Annotated in this window: 16 protein-coding genes; 8 read left to right on the top strand and 8 right to left on the bottom strand. The window is 66.1% G+C overall.

Annotated features, from left to right (window positions below):
* The first annotated feature begins 27 nt into the window (after window positions 1-27).
* The 3 genes from ACWEO2_RS01390 (at window position 28) to bfr (ending at window position 2,769) form a co-directional block, all read left to right on the top strand.
* Window positions 28-1,602: a DUF2235 domain-containing protein gene (locus ACWEO2_RS01390; RefSeq protein ID WP_452403511.1), complete on the top strand. Its 1,575-nt coding sequence runs from the start codon at window positions 28-30 to the stop codon at window positions 1,600-1,602.
* Between the two features lie 423 nt (window positions 1,603-2,025).
* Window positions 2,026-2,226: a (2Fe-2S)-binding protein gene (locus ACWEO2_RS01385; RefSeq protein WP_355179031.1), complete on the top strand. Its 201-nt coding sequence runs from the start codon at window positions 2,026-2,028 to the stop codon at window positions 2,224-2,226.
* Window positions 2,227-2,286: 60 nt separating this feature from the next.
* A complete protein-coding gene (gene bfr, locus ACWEO2_RS01380; protein WP_452403510.1) occupies window positions 2,287-2,769 on the top strand; it encodes a bacterioferritin in 483 nt (160 codons plus the stop codon).
* 264 nt (window positions 2,770-3,033) lie between these two features.
* Here the strand turns inward: bfr and ACWEO2_RS01375 are convergent, their stop codons facing one another.
* Window positions 3,034-3,474: a MerR family transcriptional regulator gene (locus ACWEO2_RS01375; RefSeq protein WP_452403509.1), complete on the bottom strand. Its 441-nt coding sequence runs from the start codon at window positions 3,472-3,474 to the stop codon at window positions 3,034-3,036.
* A gap of 47 nt (window positions 3,475-3,521) precedes the next feature.
* Between ACWEO2_RS01375 and ACWEO2_RS01370 the strand changes: the two genes are divergently transcribed.
* A complete protein-coding gene (locus tag ACWEO2_RS01370; RefSeq protein ID WP_452403508.1) occupies window positions 3,522-4,478 on the top strand; it encodes an MBL fold metallo-hydrolase in 957 nt (318 codons plus the stop codon).
* An 84-nt stretch (window positions 4,479-4,562) separates the two neighbouring features.
* Here ACWEO2_RS01370 and ACWEO2_RS01365 read toward each other — a convergent pair whose 3' ends face one another.
* Both ACWEO2_RS01365 and ACWEO2_RS01360 read right to left on the bottom strand, forming a co-directional pair.
* The gene (locus tag ACWEO2_RS01365; RefSeq protein ID WP_452403507.1) at window positions 4,563-5,768 is read right to left on the bottom strand and encodes a glycoside hydrolase family 76 protein; all 1,206 of its coding nucleotides are present in this window, start codon (window positions 5,766-5,768) and stop codon (window positions 4,563-4,565) included.
* A 697-nt stretch (window positions 5,769-6,465) separates the two neighbouring features.
* Window positions 6,466-7,095, bottom strand: a complete 630-nt coding sequence (locus ACWEO2_RS01360; protein ID WP_452403506.1) for an SMI1/KNR4 family protein — start codon at window positions 7,093-7,095, stop codon at window positions 6,466-6,468.
* Window positions 7,096-7,475: 380 nt separating this feature from the next.
* Between ACWEO2_RS01360 and ACWEO2_RS01355 the strand changes: the two genes are divergently transcribed.
* The 3 genes from ACWEO2_RS01355 (at window position 7,476) to ACWEO2_RS01345 (ending at window position 10,251) form a co-directional block, all read left to right on the top strand.
* Window positions 7,476-7,958 carry a hypothetical protein gene (locus ACWEO2_RS01355; RefSeq protein ID WP_452403505.1) on the top strand — a complete coding sequence of 161 codons (483 nt, stop codon included), beginning with the start codon at window positions 7,476-7,478 and terminating at the stop codon, window positions 7,956-7,958.
* A gap of 234 nt (window positions 7,959-8,192) precedes the next feature.
* A complete protein-coding gene (locus ACWEO2_RS01350) occupies window positions 8,193-9,716 on the top strand; it encodes a carboxylesterase/lipase family protein (protein WP_452403504.1) in 1,524 nt (507 codons plus the stop codon).
* Window positions 9,717-9,852: 136 nt separating this feature from the next.
* A complete protein-coding gene (locus tag ACWEO2_RS01345) occupies window positions 9,853-10,251 on the top strand; it encodes a DUF4870 domain-containing protein (protein ID WP_452403503.1) in 399 nt (132 codons plus the stop codon).
* Window positions 10,252-10,485: 234 nt separating this feature from the next.
* Here ACWEO2_RS01345 and ACWEO2_RS01340 read toward each other — a convergent pair whose 3' ends face one another.
* Both ACWEO2_RS01340 and ACWEO2_RS01335 read right to left on the bottom strand, forming a co-directional pair.
* On the bottom strand, window positions 10,486-11,361 hold the full coding sequence (locus tag ACWEO2_RS01340) for a sigma-70 family RNA polymerase sigma factor (RefSeq protein ID WP_452403502.1): 876 nt from the start codon (window positions 11,359-11,361) through the stop codon (window positions 10,486-10,488).
* Window positions 11,358-11,750 carry a VOC family protein gene (locus ACWEO2_RS01335; RefSeq protein WP_452403501.1) on the bottom strand — a complete coding sequence of 131 codons (393 nt, stop codon included), beginning with the start codon at window positions 11,748-11,750 and terminating at the stop codon, window positions 11,358-11,360. The genes ACWEO2_RS01340 and ACWEO2_RS01335 overlap by 4 nt, the downstream gene beginning before the upstream one ends.
* Window positions 11,751-11,876: 126 nt before the next feature.
* On the opposite strand from ACWEO2_RS01335, the gene ACWEO2_RS01330 reads away from it, so the two are divergent.
* The gene (locus tag ACWEO2_RS01330) at window positions 11,877-12,077 is read left to right on the top strand and encodes a hypothetical protein (protein ID WP_452403500.1); all 201 of its coding nucleotides are present in this window, start codon (window positions 11,877-11,879) and stop codon (window positions 12,075-12,077) included.
* 260 nt (window positions 12,078-12,337) lie between these two features.
* On the opposite strand, the gene ACWEO2_RS01325 is transcribed toward ACWEO2_RS01330, so the two are convergent.
* The 3 genes from ACWEO2_RS01325 to ACWEO2_RS01315 all read right to left on the bottom strand — a co-directional run bounded on the left by ACWEO2_RS01325 (window position 12,338) and on the right by ACWEO2_RS01315 (window position 17,396).
* Complete coding sequence (locus tag ACWEO2_RS01325; RefSeq protein WP_452403499.1) at window positions 12,338-12,862, bottom strand: hypothetical protein; 525 nt, start codon at window positions 12,860-12,862, stop codon at window positions 12,338-12,340.
* Window positions 12,863-13,034: 172 nt separating this feature from the next.
* On the bottom strand, window positions 13,035-16,736 hold the full coding sequence (cobN, locus tag ACWEO2_RS01320; RefSeq protein ID WP_452403498.1) for a cobaltochelatase subunit CobN: 3,702 nt from the start codon (window positions 16,734-16,736) through the stop codon (window positions 13,035-13,037).
* 219 nt (window positions 16,737-16,955) lie between these two features.
* Window positions 16,956-17,396 (bottom strand): nuclear transport factor 2 family protein, encoded by a 441-nt coding sequence (locus ACWEO2_RS01315; RefSeq protein ID WP_452403497.1) that lies wholly within the window; start codon window positions 17,394-17,396, stop codon window positions 16,956-16,958.
* Between the last annotated feature and the right edge of the window lie 69 nt (window positions 17,397-17,465).

Below are 17,465 nucleotides of genomic sequence, written 5' to 3'. Positions count from 1 at the left end.
TATCCACAGGTAGCGGGAGGTGCAACTATGCGTCGACTCGTCATGTGCTGCGACGGGACATGGAACACGCCGAGCCAACTGGCGGTAACGAATGTGCGCCGCTTTTACAATGCCCTCGCCGAAACCACCAGGGGCGGGGAGGACCAGTTGACGCGGTATCAGGCCGGGGTCGGCACCGACAGTGCCGGTCTGGCCGGTTGGCTTTCGGGAGGCGTCGCGGGAGTCGGCTTGTCCCGCAACGTGATGGACGCTTACCAGTGGCTGACCACCACCTACCGGCCCGGGGACAGAATCGCGCTGTTCGGTTTCAGTCGCGGTGCCTTCACGGCCCGCAGCGTCGCAGGGATGATCGCGGCGTGCGGGTTGATCGATACCGCGTACCTGGACGAAGACGAGATTCAGGGTCAGGTCCGGCACGCGTATCAGCGGCGGTATCGCCTGGGGCGTGACGCCGATCCCGGGTGGAGCGAGGGGCTTCGATTCAGCTACGACCCGGGACGGGCCGAGCCGATTCCGGTGGACTTCGTCGGAGTGTGGGACACCGTGGGCGCGCTGGGTATCCCGGACTACCTGGGCTGGCTCAACCTGCTGGACCCCGCGAGTCGACATGCGTTCCACGACGTGAAGCTCAACCCGGCCGTGCGCCACGGTCGCCATGCGGTGGCCCTCGACGAGCAGCGGGGTCCGTTCACGCCGACGCTTTGGTCCGACCCGGAGCCGGACCAGGACGTCAAGCAGGTGTGGTTCCCGGGCAGCCACATGGACGTGGGCGGCGGCCACCTGGAGACGGGCCTGAGCGACGGCGCGCTGAAATGGATGATCGATGAGTCACGCGCCGCGATCGGACTGGAGTTCCGCAAGGACGTGGAGGACCAGATCCGGCCCGACGCACTCGGTACGCTGCACGACGACAACCAAGGCGTATACGGCCTACTCGAGCCGTTGTACGAGCCGCTGCTGCGCTCGCTATTGGAGTCGTTCTTCGAGCCGCGGCCCCGCGCCACCCCCATGATCGACAAGGACGGGAACAACCCGTTGCTGCACCGGTCGGTCTACGAACGCAACCAGACGCCACCGATCGCCAGCGGACCGTACCGGCGCACCCGGTCGCTCGCTCCGGGTGAGTCCGGCACGGTCAGCGTGTCCGCTCGAGATCCGTGGAATTGGACAGGCCTCTACCTCGAACCCGGCGATTACACCTTTGCCGCGACGGGGCGGTGGACGGATCTCGACATCCCCTGCGGGCCTGCGGGCACCACCGGCTGGCGCAGTTTCCACCCCGGCGAGACTTTCCACGTGGCAAGCACTCTGATCGGTCAGGGCCAGCGGATCTTCCGGCGCATAACCCGGAACCCAAGGGCTAACTTCCTGCTGACCCGCCGGGACGAAAGCATGCCGTGGATGTCGCTGATCGGCGTCGTCGCCAACGACGCGATCCCGTGCGAGGGTGCGCAGGCACTGCCCGAGTGCATCGCCATCGGCGCTGGCACGAACCACCGGATATTCCGCCCCGGGTACCTCTACGCCTTCGCCAACGACGCATGGAGCTTCTACGGCAATAACCGGGGCAGTGTGCAACTCGAGGTGACCAGGAACAGGTAGGGAGTTACCTCGGGCAGACGATCGCGTCGCTGCCGACGACGTAGCCGACCGATGCATCGGCCCGACATCGAACCGTTCGTCGCGCTGTCCGGCCACTTGATCGAATTCCCAAGCCCCCGGCGGGATTTCGACACTCAAGCCTCGGGCCGGGCAGGAACGAGCCTGACCACATTAGGGCCCGTTCACGGCGCGCCAGCGTGACTGCCCTACTCACCACTGATTGGAAGATCGCCAACTACCGGCCTGATCGCCGACGAACTCAGCGGCTTCGATCAGCGAGGGTGGGGCCGTTGCCAGCGGATAGCTTGATCCGCACGCGCTATTGACAGGACCTGGCGCGCAGATGCTATACATTAGGGGAGGCTTACCTCGTTAGATGAGGCTAACCTCGCTGATCTTGTCCCTCCGTCATCGAGGCCTGTTGTGTACGTGTGTATCTGCAACGCCGTCTCCGAGAAAGACGTGCACAGCTGTGTGGCCGCTGGCGCCTGCTCCACGCGTCAGGTGAAGAAGGCGTGCGGCTGGAAGCCCGGCTGCGGCTCGTGCACGAGTCGGCTGACCGAAGTGATCGGCCAGGCCCGCACCATGGTTGCGGCCGAAGCCACCGAGGCGTCCGCCGCCTGATCCGACACTCAGGGCCGCCTAACCGGTTCGCCGGGTGTGAGCTGTGACACGATCACCCCCATGGAAGGCGACAAGGACATCATCGCTCTGCTCAACGAGCAGCTGACGGCCGAACTCACGGCGATCAACCAGTATTTCCTGCACGCCAAGATGCAGGAGAGCTGGGGTTTCACCAAACTCGCCAAGCACACCCGCTCCGAATCGATCGATGAGATGAAGCACGCGGAGGTGCTGACCGATCGCATCCTCTTCCTGGCGGGGCTTCCCAATTACCAGAAACTCAACCCACTGCGAATCGGGCAAACCGTCCCCGAGCAGCTGCGGGCCGACCTGAAGATCGAGATCGAGGCGGTGGATCGGCTGCGCGGCGGCATCGAGCTGATGCGCTCGCGCGGCGATGTCACCTCCGCCCGCATCTTCGAGACCATCCTGGAAGACGAGGAACACCACGTCGACTACCTGGAGACCGAACTCGAGCTGCTCGAGAAGCTCGGCGAGCCGCTGTACCTGCAGCGCTACACCGACACCACTGACGGGGACTGAATCCCTTCCCCCACTGCTTCTTTCAAAGTGTGGCGGGAGCGGCCATGCCAAGTGCTGCCCGATGGCCAGGACACGTTCCGGGACGGCGCGGCGTCGGTAAGCCTGCACGGCTCGACGCCGCGGCGGGTGGGATCGAATTGCGGTGGTGGATCGTTGCTCGGCGATACTTCCTCACTGATCGCCGATTCCATCAATGCCGGCCGATCCGAGTGCGGCGGCATTGCTGGCGTTGCAGCCTCCTCCGGTGTCGAGCGTGCGCAGTGGTCATTGTGGCGGTGCCGCCGATCGGGATATCGGCAAGTCGGTGGCGAATGTGATCGGTTCGAGGCGGCTGAACTCCGAGCATTCGGGGCAGTCGGCGATGACGGGGTGGCTGCAGGAGGTCAGGTGGGCCAGGAAGTCATCGGTGGCTTCGAGCAGGGCCATGCGGGCGTGGATTTCGGCGCGTTTGGCCTCGATGAGGGCGGCGCGGGCGTCACAGGCGCTGGTGCCCAAGTCGCGGATCTGTTCCAGGGACAGGCCGGTGCGTTGGAGGATGCGGATCAGGCGGGCGATGTCGAGGGTTTGCTGGTTGTAGGTGCGGTGGCCGGAGGGGGTGCGGGGTGGGTGGAGTAGGCCGACGGACTCCCAGTGGCGCAAGACGTGGGCCTCGATGCCGAGGATTGCCGCGGCGTCGCCGATGCGCAGGTCCGATACGGTGGTCACGATCGCCTCCTTGACTTCATGTCGACATCAAGTATTAGCGTGCCGCCATGTCAGAACCAGTTCGCAGTCCGAGTCTGTTCGAATGCTGTGCCGCCGCGACGGGTCTGGTGCGCGGGATGGTACGGCCGCGCAAGCCCGACGACCGCTTCCTGCGGTCGATCGCCGATGCGGGGCTGCCCGCCGCGCAGCGCACGGTCAAGATCACGACCCTGGAACAGGTGCCGCGTACGGTGCCGACGCCCATGGTCGTGGAGGGACGGTTCGATCCGAAGCAGATTCGCAATTCGCTCACCTCCTTCGTCGTTCAGCATCCAGAGGCCACCTTCCTGGTGGATCCGAGCTTCTGCCTCGACGCCGAGCACCGGGCCATCGCCCAACTGCCCTCGATCCTGCGGGTCGCGGTCCGGCCCCCCGCCGACACCATCGCGACGGTCACCGCCCTGAACAGCGAATCTCAACTTCCCGCACCGGATTTCGCGCTGCCCACACACGCACACTGGGATCATGTCTGCGGCCTGCTCGACTTCCCCGGCCTGCCGGTTCACCTGCACAGCGACGAACACCGCTGGATCACCGGCGGCGCGGTCGCTCCGGTCGGCGGCGTGCGCGACTCGCTGCGCGATCGCCCGCTCGAGCAGTTCGACCTCGACGGACCACCAGTGCTCACCTTCACCCGCAGCCGCGACCTGTTCGGCGACGGCAGCGTGGTGCTGGTCGATCTGCCCGGTCACACCCCGGGCAGCATCGGAATCCTGTGCCACACCGAAAGCGGCTGGGTGCTGCTGGCCGGCGATGCCGCCTGGCATTACCTACAAATCGAAGACATTCGCCAGAAGTCCAGCTACCCGGGCCTTTTCGCCGACGTGGACCGCGATGCCACCTTCAAGACGCTGCACCGGCTGCACCTGGTCCGTCGCACGGTGACCATCGTCCCGAGCCACGATCACGACGCGAGCAGTCGGTTCACAACCCCCCGGATCGATCCCGCGCAGGCGCTGCAATGACCGGTACTGCGACAAGACTCGCGCCTCGCACAACTTCCACACCGATACCGTGTCGGCGGGGCTCGCGTTTCGTCGGAACTGGGCTCAGCGTCCCGCGGCGGTGAGCTGGTAATCCGCTTCGAGCAGCATCCACCCGCTCAGCTGTACCGAGAGATCGCGGCTCAGGTTCGTCGACGAAGCGGCGGACGAGTGCGTGGGCGGGCGAATGGCTCCTGGATGCTCCGGGACCGTGACCGCGCGGGTCCAGTCCGGACCGAACAGGGGTAGTCCGTCCACCTCGGCGCGGTGCTCCCAGGCCGCCCGCGCGGAAGCGTGCACGATATTCGCGGCGGTGGTGTCGTGCAAGGCTAGTGCGGCTTCGGCGAGATACCTGGCGAGGATGCCCATGAACAGCCCAGAATCGTTCCCGGAGGCCGCGGCGATCACCCCCGCGTCCGTGAGCCGGTCCTCGGTTGCGGCAACCAGCGCTGCCACGCGGCTGTGATGGGTCGATTCGCCTGTGCGCACTGCCAGCTCGGTTTCCAGCCCGATGGTCACGCCCTGGCTGTAGGTGTGGATGGTCGGGTCCACTAGTCCGCGGGGCTCATGGACACCGTCGAGGATCAGGCCGCTGTCGGAGTCGCGTAATCGGGCGTGCAAGAAATCGGCAAGTTGTCGGGCGCGGGACAATTCGCCCAAACGCGCCATGGCGATACCGGTTGGACCGATCGCAGGGGTGTTGTAGAAATCGTCGCCCGAGCGCCAGGGCACCGCACCAACGACCGGGTTCCAGCCGTCGATCAAGGCGGCCCGCAGGTCCCCGACGGCGTCGCTGAACCGGACACCGAGCAGCCGGTCGGTGCGTTCGAGCGCCAGCACCAGCCACGACATATCGTCGTAGTAGTGGTTGGTCCAGCCGGTGAGGTTGCGGGTCCGGATACCGCGTGCGAGGGCAACGACCCGGTCGATGCGTTCGGGGGTGCGGGCGCGGTACGCGGCGTCCACCGCACAGTCGAGAAGGTGGGCTTGCCACCAGTAGCACCATCGTACGAATGACTGGTCCAGCAGGGACGCCGGCCAGACGAGCGTGCCAAGCCGCATCTGCGGCTGGCCCCAGAGCGTGTGCACGTGTCGCTGCACGATCGCCTGTTCCGCCAGGTCAGCCCGCTTCCCGGGCTCCTCGGGGCCGGCTGACACCTGCCGCGTGATCGCCCCTGCCTGCGTCGGCTGCGCCATTGCGCTGAGTGCGATCGAGGCTCCGGCCGCCAACAGCATGCTGCGTCGACTGATCCCCTTGTTCCGGCGATCCATCCGCTCGGACTCCCTTAATTGGACAACGATCACCGCAGCCGGGAACCGTGCAGCTACATGCTATCTCGCAACGACCATCGCGGCGCGGCGCCAACCGGCTGCCCCAGGTGCAAACGTCAACCGCCGAGCGTGGCTCCGGCCGCTCGGAGATCGACGAAAACCATTTCGCCGTTGGCCACGTCGAGGCCACCATTGTCGGCGACCCTGAAATCTCTGATCCCCGAACCGATACCGCAAGGGCAGGGACTCGGCGATGAAATCGGTTGTGCATGCGGCCATCCGGTTGCGTCGCGGGCGGCAATAGCGCATCTCGCGGCAATACTGGATCCACGATCGGCAAATCCACAGACACCACGACACACATCGTCGCGAATGCAGACACAGCAATGGACTACGCTGTCGCCCAGAGGATCTCGTCGACACCTCGCATCACTAGTCGCCACGCAAGCGTTAACCGCCAACGCTCGAGCCGCCGTCCTCGACCGGAGACGTGTGCCTTGCGTCCACCTCCTGGCCAGGAGTTCGATGGCCGTTGGTGCCGCCAGCCATCTATTAGGCATGCTGACGCATGGCGACACGGCAACGCCGCCGAACGCACGATAAGTAGCCGATTACAGAACATTCCGTGACACGGAGCCGCCTGAGACGTCCCTGATCCGGGTTACCCAGGCTCGTAGGAAGGGTTCTCGGGGAGGGTTCACTCGTCCCAGTCAAAGTCCCAGTGCAAATAGATCTTCTCGGTGCGGTTCGACTCCCGCACGCCGGGGGTCTGGTCGTGAAAGGGGGTGCGGGTGTCGAGGGAGTGTGTGAGGGCGTCGAAGAATTCGAGCAGCGTGTCGGCCCACAGGGTGCCTTCGAAAGCGCCCGAGCCGATACCCAATTCGATGACGTGACCGTAGGTCGGTCCGGGGCGGTGCTCGACGAACAAGATACCGGCGTCGATGGAGTGAGCGATCGGAACCCATTGGTGGGCATGGCCGTAGAGGCTCTCCTCGCCCATGCCCAATGCTCGATTCTCGGCGCTGAAGGTGGTTCGCCATTCGTGACCGGTGAGGATCTGGTCGATCGGGTCGAGCATGTACGCCATCGGCAGGAAGTCGGCGCCTTCGACGGCATTCCCGTAGGCATACACGGTGCCGTTGTGATGTTCGAGCAGTGCCCGGACGTCGGGGTGCAGCGCGAAACCCTGGACAGCTTCCAGATGCGCGATCTGCTCGGCGGTGGCGCCAGGTCGCAGGGTCGCGACGGAGGCGGGGGAGTACATGCCGAGTTGATGCAGGAAACGAGTCCATACCTGGTCGAAGGTGTGCGGAGCGGGGTGGGTCATGCGGTGACCATAGCGACGGGCAGTGACACCGCCCGGTGGGCAAATGTTCGCAAGGCTTCTGCTCGCACGTCTGCGTGGCTCCGACACACGCTGGCCCTGGTGCCCACCAACGTCCTCATCTGCCGCTGGGCGAGCAGTCTGCCCGCCGAGATGGACTGCGACGCAGAACATCCGGAAACTAGCCGATTTCCGGGTGCTGTGTTCGCGTACGCGAGAGGTGTCCGCGTCATTCGGTGTCTCCGTAGCGATCATCATCGATCCAGCCGAACCGACCCTTCGGCAGCGACGTATCGATATGCTCTCGCTTCGGCCTCCGCGGGGCGTGGCCGGAATCACCAAAGCCCGCAACCGAACCCGGGCCCGTCTGAGATCATCACATCATGTCCCGCAGGAATGAGCCGGACGCTCGGCGCGCCGTCGAGCCAGCCTTGGAGCCGGGCGAACAACTGCTGACAATGCTCTCGGCGACGGTGTCGAACTGGGGTGACGGGGGTGGTTACTACATCGTCTGGCCTGTCGTCTCGTTGTTGCGAGTTCTGAATCGGCGCCGGCGGGCACGAGCGGCGGGTCGATCGCAGGGACTACGACTTCGCCCGGCGTTCATTGTCGCGGTGACGTCCCAGCGGGTGTTGTTCTTCGCGGCCCGAAGGGGCTGGCGGCTGGGCGCACCGTGCGGCGAGCTGTCCCGCGATCGCATTACCAGCGTCATGGTTGGGAAAGCAGTGCTGGCGGGATACCCGCCCCGGGAGTTGTGTTACATCGTGGTGTGCATGTCCAGCGGGCCTGATCTGTCACTGCGGGTCGCGGCTGAATCGGCGTGGTGGCTCCGAGACGAATTCGGCGCCGCAGAAGGAAGTCGGTGACGTCCGTTTCACCGACTCGGCGACGAACACGGTCACCGTGTCCTGCGTGTCGTTGGCAAAGGCTCGAAAATCGTGCTCGTCCCGCTGCCGCCAGCAGTAGGGCGGGCCATCGACCGCGCCACCACAGAAGAAAAGCTGTTCGGTGCGGCGAGATGTGAAGTGGCCCTAAATGGTTTGCGCCGGATCTTGCGCGCGGGGATGCTCGGCCGAACAGCCATAGAGAGGAAAAGCGAAATGGCCGCATCCAGCAAGCCGCCCGAGTCCGAGCCGGAGGTCCGCACGGCGGCCGGTGTGCTGCGCGGTGGCTGGGAGGCGGGGCTGGCGGTCTTCCGCGGCATCCCGTTCGCCGAGCCGCCCGTCGGCGACCTGCGTTTCGCCGCGCCGCGGCCGGTGCGCGGCTGGGACGGGGTGCGACCCGCCGTCGCCTACGGCCCGCCGCCTCCGCAGTCCGCCGTGCTCGCGGTGTCTCAGGACACCGCCGGAGGCGACTGGCTGACGGTCAATGTCTGGACGCCAGAACCGGATCCGGCCTCCGCGCTCCCGGTGATGGTGTGGTTTCCCGGCGGTGGTTATGCGATAGGCAACGCCGGCCTGCCGGAATACGACGCCGGGCATCTGGCCGCGATCGGAACCGTGGTCGTGACCCTCAACTACCGTCTCGGCATCGAGGGGTTCGCCCAGATCGAGGGCGCCCCGGCCAACCGTGGACTGCTCGACCAGGTCGCGGCCCTGGAGTGGGTGCGGGACAACATCCGGGTGTTCGGCGGCGACCCTGACCGGGTGACGGTCTTCGGACAGTCGGCGGGTGCCGGATCGGTCGCCGCGCTGCTCGCGATGCCGCGCGCCGCCGGGCTCCTGCGCCGGGCGATCGCACAGAGTGTGCCGGGGACGTTCTTCTCTCCTGAGCTGGCCGCCGACCTCACCGCGGCCTTCGCCGCCGAGCTCGGGGTGGCGCCCACGGTGTCCGGGCTGTCGGCGGTGGCCCCGGACCTATTACCCGCCGCTGGCGACGCGGTCTTCGCCAAGATGGACCAGTGGCGGGAGCGCTGGGGACAGATCACCCACCGGCCGATTCCGTATGCGCCGGTTGTCGACGGTGACGTGCTGCCCACGACCCCCTGGCGGGCGCTGGCCGATGGCACCGCCCGGGACGTCGAGCTTCTCGTCGGGCACACGCGGGACGAGCACCGGTTGTTCAGCCTGATCGACGGTGTGCTCGGCCAGGTCACGCGGGAGCAGACCGAGACCGCGCTGCACGTTCTCGCCGCCGGGCCGGACGGTGCGCGCCGGTATCGGGAGGCGTTCCCGGCCGCTGTCGATGAGGAGCTGTACGAGCTGGTCAACGCCGACTGGTTGTTCCGCATGCCGAGCGTAAGGCTGGCCGACGCGCAGATCGCCGGTGGCGGCCGGGCCCACCTCTACGAGCTGACCTGGACTGCCCCGGGCATGGGCGGCGCTCTCGGCGCCTGCCACGGGCTGGACGTGCCGCTCGTCTTCGGCAACCTGGGCAGTGGGCAGACCGCCATGCTGATCGGCGACCCGCCCTCGCCGGAGGCGGCGGAGCTGTCGGCGCGAATCCGCGGGTCGTGGACGTCATTCGCCGCGCACGGCGACCCGGGCTGGCCCGCGTACGACACCGATCACCGCCTTGCCCAGATCTTCGACACGGCGTCGACGGTCACCGCCTACCCGGAGGAGGCCTCGCGGCTGCTGTGGCAAGACTTCACGTTCCCGGCGCTGCCGCTGCTCGCGCGGTGAAAGTTTTCGAGGTCGTCGGCAGTCGTCTCGTCGAGACAACCACGTCCGGGATCCCAGTCGCCGACTGGCCTGCGACCTGTGGGTTCGGGCTGAAACCTGGGATCGGTAGGTGGCGGGCACGGCATCTACTTACCCCATGACATCTTCTCAACCTCCCGCCAACCAACCGCAGCCCGCCGGTTTGGACAAAAAGACCAGCGCGATCCTGTCGTACGCACTGGGGTGGCTCACCGGAATCATCTTCCTGTTCGTGGGAAAGAAAGATCCCGATGTGAAATTCCATGCCTCGCAATCGATCGTCTTCTTCGGGGCGGTCTCGGTGCTCAATATTGTTCTGAGCATCCTCGGCTCGCTCCTCGGAGTCCTGGGGATCATCTTCAGCCTCGCCGGACTCGCAGTCGCGGTCTTCGCGGTCGTCGTCTGGATCATGGCCATGGTCCAGGCGAACAACACCGGCGGTGTCCGCGCGGAGCTTCCCATCGTCGGAAAATTCACTGCCCCATATGCCGATCGGTTGGCCAACTCGATCAAGTAGCGGCATATTCGAAGTCCCAGCTGGGTTTCGTCATCGAGGATGCTGTCGGCACCCCTGCCTGCGGGCCAGGTGCGACAGTCCGAAGATCAACGGCCCGAGGCCTACCTCGGGCCGTTGGCGTCTGCGTGGAACGTCCGAGAATGCCGAAGACAGCACTGTCCGAACCGGCCACACCGCTCAAGAACTCGGCCGGTCGGCCCGGGATGACTTGCACATGCACGGGCCGACACCGGCTCAGGCCGGGTCCGGCAGCTGGATCGAGGCGAGTTTGGCCGGGTCGACGACGATGTGGATGGCGGCGATCCGGCCGTCGGTGACCGTGCAGGCGATGACGGAGAGAGGGGTTCCGTCGGGGCGCCAGGACATGTGGCCGGGGATGCCGTTGACCAGCACGGGTCGGTGGCGGGCGACCTCGCCGGAGAACATGCGGGCGCCGGCGGCGACCTCGGTGGCGCCGAGTGTGACCACCACGCCCTCGGGGGTGTCGACGGTCAGCTTCACGTTTGGGTCGAGGACGCGAAGGAGCGCTTCGAAGTCGCCACCGAGGGCGGCGGCGCGGAAGGCTTGGACGACCTCTCGGTGTTCACGGCCGGGGCCCGCCAGCCGGTCCGTGGCTCGGACCTTGCGACGCGCGCGGCTGGCGATCATCTTGGCGGCGTCGGCGGATTTGCCCAGGATCTGGCCGATTTCGTGGAACGGGACCGCGAACATGTCGTGCAGGACGAACGCCAGGCGCTCGCTCGGGGTGAGCGAATCGAGCACGACGAGCAGGGCGAGGCCGACCGAATCGGCCAGCGCCACTTGCTCGTCCGGCGTTGGGTCGTTGTCGGGGGTCACCACGAAGTCCGAAAACTCTTGCCCATAGGAGGTTTCGGGGTGGTCCTGGCGGGAGCGCAGGAGGTCCAGGCTGATTCGGCCGACCACGGTGGTCAGCCAGCCCGCCAGGTTGCCGATGGTCGCCGCGTCCTGGCGGACGAGGCGCATCCAGGCTTCCTGAACCACGTCCTCGGCGTCGGCGTGCGAGCCCAGCACGCGGTAGGCGACGGTGCGCAGCCGATCGCGCTGGGCTTCGAACGCCTCGGTTATGAGGCCGGGCGAGTGGGCGGTCACGGCTTCCGCTGCTGACGGAGCGAGATCCGATTGCCGTCCGGATCTATCGCCTCGATGCGGACCCCGAACGGGTAGTCCTCGGGTTCGGTTTGTTCGAAGGTGACGCCGCGCTGGCGGAGGATCTCGAAATCCTTTCGCAGATCGTCGGATTCGAGGATGATCGGACCGGGCGCGTCGTGCTGGCCCACGTCGGCCGGCTGTCCTGCGGCCGCCGCATGCGACCACAGGATGATCTGCACCGGGCTATCGGAAACGCCGACCGTGAGGAAACGTCCGTCGGGCCCCGGGAAGTCGATCCGCTTTTCCAGGCCGAGCCTCTCGGTGTAGAACTCCAGCGCGCGGTCCTGATCGGTGACGTAGACCGTCACGTACATGATGTTGGTCAGCATCCTGTTCTCCATTCACTCGTCGGTGCGACGACCGTTCGTATTCGGTCGTCTCATCTATGACGAGTGGCGACGGGAGAACGTAACAGAACCGTCGGCCGAAGTGGTTGTCGGACGCGGATCGACCGCATGGCGCCACGAACACCGATCGGCGCGCGCTTCACCCCGCGCACCGTTGCGGAAACCGAAGTGACCGAGCGGGTGGAGTGCGGCATCGGTGCGGCGACGTGGCGCTATCGGGCCAGGGTGTGCGTCGCGGCCACGGCAACCGATGTGCGTTCGCGGGCTGCCCACCGCGATCACCGTCCGACGGACCGAATCACTGTGTGATCCAGGTCGGTTCGGACACCTCGCGTATGTTGACGCGGCATCTCGGTCTGCTCGATGTTCGATTTCGAAGTGCTGGACACGCCAGAACTCGCCGTACATCTGCTGGCGACTGCCGAACGATTCCGGAAAGCGGCGGGCGAGAATTGAAGTAGGATATATCCTGAATTTCGGTAAGCGGCATCCCCGGTCGGGCTATTTCATCGAAAGCCCGGCCGAGGGTACCTGTTTCGAGAGTTATCCGATCAGTTCGATTTTCCCCGTCATTGGTTGGCGCCGGCGATACCGCCGATGATTCCCCCGATGATGCAACCGGGAACGAATCCGGCGATAAAGAACAGGAGCCCGATCAGCGCGCCGACCGCGCAGCCGATCAGCACACCCGCGACCGTGGTGCCCGCATCACCGATGAACTGCAGCGGGGCCGATGCCGGTGCGTGGACCGGCGTCAGCGTCAATGTCGTTGCCGCGGCATCGACTTCGGGCGTGACCTGAACCTGCTGGCCCGCCACCGTCTGCAGCGTGGTCGGTACGGTGGCGACCACCGAACCATCGGGCGCCAGCACGCTGATGCCCGCATCCGGCGTCAGCACGAACCTGCCGGAGGCCAGCGTGATGGTGGCATCGGAGCGATCCGTCGCCACCGCCGCGGTGTATTCGATGCCGTGATCCACCCCGTTGAGGACGGTTTCGGATGGCACTTCGGGCGAGCCGTAGGCGGTGGCCGCGGTGATGCCGGTCGCGGCTATGGTCAAAACCGTTGTCGCCACCATTTTTTTGATCTTCATCAGCATTTCCAATCATCCTGCCGATTCGATTGATGTTCCCCGAGAAACGGACATGGGACATCAATAATGATGCGCTTCCGAAGCACCCGGCGTCGACGGTTTCAGGAAATCGAATTACGTTGCAAGATCAAATGATTCGAAACACACAGGAACTGGGGGATTGCTTTTTCCGCTATTCCAGTTCACCCTCGGTCTCCAGGTAGATCTGGCGCAATCGGTCCAGCGTCGCCTGCTCCGGACGCTCCCACAACTCCCGTTGCGCCGCCTCCAGCAGACGCTCGGCAATGCCGTGCAGCGCCCATGGGTTGGACTGCTCCATGAACTTACGGTTCACGTCATCGAAAACGTAACTCTCGGCGAGCTTTTCGTACATCCAGTCGGCCACGACATTGGTGGTCGCGTCGTAGCCGAACAGGTAGTCGACGGTGGCCGCCATTTCGAAGGCGCCCTTATAGCCGTGCCTGCGCATCGCCTCGAGCCAGCGCGGGTTCACCACCCGGGCCCGGAAGACACGTGCGGTCTCCTCCGAGAGCGTGCGGGTGCGCACGGCGTCGGGGCGGGTGCTGTCACCGATGTAGGCCTCCGGATTCTTGCCGGTGAGCGCGCGCACGGTGGCGACCATGCCGCCGTGGTACTGGAAGTAGTCGTCGGAGTCGGCGATATCGTGTTCGCGGGTGTCGGTGTTCTTGGCGGCCACCGTGATCCGGCGGTAGGCGGTGCGCATATCGTCGGCGGCCGGGGCGCCGTCGAGGTCGCGACCGTAGGCGTAGCCGCCCCACGCGGTGTAGACCTGTGCAAGGTCGTCGTCGGTGCGCCAACTCTTCGAGTCGATCAATTGCAGGAGGCCAGCGCCGTAGGTGCCGGGCTTGGAACCGAAGATGCGGGTGGTCGCGCGGCGCTTGTCGCCGTGTTCGGCGAGATCGTTCTGAGCGTGTGCGCGAACGTAATTCGACTCGGCAGGCTCGTCGAGTTCGGCGACCAACCGGACCGCATCGTCGAGTAGTGCGAGCACGTGTGGAAAGGCGTCACGGAAGAAGCCGCTGATGCGCACGGTGACGTCGATGCGCGGGCGGCCCAGTTCCTCGAGTGGGATCACCTCGAGTGTGGTGACGCGGCGGCTCGCCTCATCCCAGACCGGGCGGACGCCCAGCAGCGCAAGCACTTCCGCGATATCGTCGCCGGAGGTGCGCATGGCGGAGGTGCCCCACACCGACAACCCGACCGAGCGCGGGTACTCGCCATGATCGGCCTGGTACCGATCGACCAGCGAATCCGCCATCGCCTGCCCGGTCTCCCAGGCCAGCCGCGACGGAACCGCCTTGGGATCGACCGAGTAGAAATTCCGACCTGTCGGCAGGACATTGATCAGGCCGCGCAACGGGGAACCGCTCGGGCCCGCCGGAATGAATCCGCCGTTGAGTGCGTGCAGGATTCGGTCGATCTCCACGCCTGTCTGTCGCAGGCGGGGCACTACCTCGGTGGCCGCGAATCGCAGGACGGTGCGGATTGCGGATAGCGTGGTGTCGGCGGGCGAATCGGTCACGCTCAGCGCATCGGCGAATGCGTCGACCAGGCCGTCGACCGCGTCCGCGGACCAGTCGGCAGCCTGCAGTCCGGCGAGCAGCTCACGCGCCTGGCGCTCCACCGCGTCGACCCGTTCGCGCGCCTCGGTACCGGATTCGTTCAGCCCCAGGGCTTCTCGCAGACCCGGCACATTCCGTTCACCGCCCCACAGTTGGCGGGCGCGCAGCATGGCGAGTACCAGGTCGAGTTCGGTCTCCCCCACCGGTGCCTGCCCGAGCACATGCAGTCCGTCGCGGATCTGCACATCCTTGATCTCGCACAGCCAGCCGTCGACGTGCAGCAGCATGTCATCGAAGACGTCCTCGTCGGGCCGTTTGTCCAAGCCGAGGTCGTGGTCCATTTTCGCCGCGCGCATGAGGGTCCAGATCTGCTGGCGGATGGCGGGCAGCTTGGCCGGGTCGAGGGTGGAGATATTGGCGTGTTCGTCGAGCAGTTGCTCCAAACGCGAGATATCGCCATAGCTTTCGGCGCGTGCCATGGGCGGAATAAGGTGATCGACCAGGGTGGCGTGGGCGCGACGCTTGGCCTGGGTGCCCTCGCCCGGATCGTTGACCAGGAACGGGTAGATGAGCGGCAGGTCACCGAGCGCGGCATCGGTGCCGCAGGAGGCGGACATTCCGAGCGTTTTGCCGGGCAGCCATTCCAAGTTGCCGTGCTTGCCCAGATGCACCATGGCATCGGCGGCGAAACCGTCCGGCGCCGCAATCCACCGATAGGCGGCGAGGTAGTGGTGGCTGGGCGGCAGGTCGGGGTCGTGGTAGATGGCGACCGGGTTCTCGCCGAAACCGCGCGGCGGCTGCACCATCAGCACGATATTGCCGAAACGCAGTGCGGCGATGACGATTTCGCCCTGGGGATCGGCCGAGCGATCGACGTAGAGTTCGCCGGGCGGCGGACCCCACGCCTCGACGACGGCCGCGCGCAGATCCTCGGGCAGGGTGTCGAACCAGCGGGTGTACTGGTCGGCGCCGATGCGGATCGGATTGCCCTCGAGCTGTTCGGCGGTGAGCCAGTCGGGATCCTGACCGCCCGCGGCGATCAGCGCGTGGATCAGCGCGTCGCCGTCACGTTCCGCGAGCCCGGGCACCTCGCCGTCAGCACCGAGATCGTAACCGGCCGAGCGCATTTCGGTGAGCAGTCGAATCGCGCTCGCGGGGGTGTCCAGGCCGACCGCGTTGCCGATGCGGGCATGTTTGGTCGGGTAGGCCGACATCATGATGGCGATGCGGCGCCGTTCGGCCGGGATGTGGCGCAGTCGCGCATGCCGGACCGCGATACCGGCGACCCGCGCCGCGCGCTCGGGATCGGGCACATAGGTGGACAGGCCGTCGGCGTCGAATTCCTTGAAAGAGAACGGAACCGTAATGATGCGGCCGTCGAATTCCGGGACGGCGACCTGGGTGGCGACATCCAGTGGTGAGAGGCCGTCGTCATTGGCCTCCCATTGGGCGCGGCCGCTGGTGAGGCACAGACCCTGCAGGATCGGCACATCCAGTTCGGCAAGGGCCGCGACATCCCAGGCTTCGTCATCACCACCGGCCGACGCGCTGGCGGGCTTGGTGCCGCCCGCGGCGAGCACGGTCACCACCAAAGCGTCTGCTGTGCACAGAGTTTCGAGCAATTCCGGCTCGGCAGTGCGCAGCGACGCGCAGTACAGCGGCAGCGCCTTCGCGCCCGCATCCTCGATCGCGGTGCACAGCGCGTCGATGTAGGCAGTATTTCCCGCGAGATGTTGTGCGCGGTAATAGATTACGGCCACCGTCGGCGGTTTCTCGACATCCGAGCTCGGGTCTGCTGTCGCGCTCGGATCGCGGTGCGCGCCAGGGTGACCGGACGGCCGGGAAATGGCCGCAGGGTTGCGCACAGCGCGCTGCAATTCGCCCCAGCTCGGCAGCTGCACCGGCGGCTCGAAGCCGTGGCCGGTGAGCAGCACCGTATCCGAGAGGAAGTTGTGCAGCTGCCGCAGGTTTTCCGCGCCACCGGCAGCGAGGTAGTTGTGCGCGTCGGCGGCCACCCCGCCGGGGACCGTCGAACATTCCATCAACTCGGCATCGGGAGCGATCTCACCACCGAGCGCCACCATCGGCACCCCGCTGGCGCGCACCGCTTCGAGCCCGTCCTCCCAGACCCGCTTGCCGCCAAGGATGCGCACGATCACCAGATCGGCGCCGTCGAGCAGTGCGGGCAGGTCCTCGACCAGCAGCCGAGCCGGATTCCCCCACCGATACTCGGCACCGCTCGCACGTGCGCTCAACAGATCGGTGTCGGACGTCGACAGCAGCAAAATCACAGGTGGCAGCCTTCCTCGGGTGACGCGCCCATCGGGTACGGTGCTCGCCGGAGAGGGTCTGGCTGTTGACAGTGGCGCGACCGCACCGGAGTTCCACCGGTTTCCTCATCGCCCGTCGAGCACCCAGATGCTATCTGGTGCCGAATCGCGGTCCGGGCGACGCACCCATACGAAGCCCTAACCGCACCTGCGGACCGATAACAGTCCAGCCGGTTTCGCTCAGATCAGGTCAGCGTTTCCGTCGATGACCTTCAGGTGGTAGTGGAATTTGTCGACGCGCCAGCCCGCATCGGTGCGCTCCGCGCCGATGGTGTAGCTGCCGACAAAGGTGCGGGTCTTGCCATTGGCCGCATCGTTCTTCACATGGACGGCGATGGCGTCGGCGTGGATCTCGGCGTGGTCGCCCTGGATATCGACCAGATAGTTGCCCGCTTGGTGATGGACGCCGTCGAGGTCGTCGAGACCTGCGCGCCAATCGCCGACGATATCGGCCGTGGGACGCACCGCCACCGGCCCACCGAAGCCGCCATCGAAATCGACCTTGCCGGTGAACACCTCCGAGAGCAGGTCATCCCACCGTTTCTGGTCGGTATAGACGAACATCCTGGTGACCACGTCGATAATCGCGAGTCGGTCGGCAACGGTGGAGATTTCAGTCATGCGCTCACCCTAGAGCGCCGACCGAGATCGGCGCAGAGCACGCTGATTCGACCGCAACGCGCCGGGCAA

It is taken from the genome of Nocardia sp. NPDC004278, assembly GCF_053602975.1.
Note: the sequence above shows the minus strand (reverse complement) of the source record. Positions and strands in the feature narration are given on the sequence as shown.

Coding starts and splice junctions, on each gene's coding strand:
- ACWEO2_RS01325 (WP_452403499.1), bottom strand. CDS start 12,862: ATGAAGATCAAAAAAATGGTGGCGACAACGGTTTTGACCATAGCCGCG.
- ACWEO2_RS01315 (WP_452403497.1), bottom strand. CDS start 17,396: ATGACTGAAATCTCCACCGTTGCCGACCGACTCGCGATTATCGACGTG.
- ACWEO2_RS01335 (WP_452403501.1), bottom strand. CDS start 11,750: ATGCTGACCAACATCATGTACGTGACGGTCTACGTCACCGATCAGGAC.
- ACWEO2_RS01365 (WP_452403507.1), bottom strand. CDS start 5,768: ATGGATCGCCGGAACAAGGGGATCAGTCGACGCAGCATGCTGTTGGCG.
- ACWEO2_RS01390 (WP_452403511.1), top strand. CDS start 28: ATGCGTCGACTCGTCATGTGCTGCGACGGGACATGGAACACGCCGAGC.
- ACWEO2_RS01370 (WP_452403508.1), top strand. CDS start 3,522: ATGTCAGAACCAGTTCGCAGTCCGAGTCTGTTCGAATGCTGTGCCGCC.
- ACWEO2_RS01350 (WP_452403504.1), top strand. CDS start 8,193: ATGGCCGCATCCAGCAAGCCGCCCGAGTCCGAGCCGGAGGTCCGCACG.
- ACWEO2_RS01345 (WP_452403503.1), top strand. CDS start 9,853: ATGACATCTTCTCAACCTCCCGCCAACCAACCGCAGCCCGCCGGTTTG.
- ACWEO2_RS01330 (WP_452403500.1), top strand. CDS start 11,877: ATGGCGCCACGAACACCGATCGGCGCGCGCTTCACCCCGCGCACCGTT.
- ACWEO2_RS01360 (WP_452403506.1), bottom strand. CDS start 7,095: ATGACCCACCCCGCTCCGCACACCTTCGACCAGGTATGGACTCGTTTC.
- ACWEO2_RS01355 (WP_452403505.1), top strand. CDS start 7,476: ATGTCCCGCAGGAATGAGCCGGACGCTCGGCGCGCCGTCGAGCCAGCC.
- bfr (WP_452403510.1), top strand. CDS start 2,287: ATGGAAGGCGACAAGGACATCATCGCTCTGCTCAACGAGCAGCTGACG.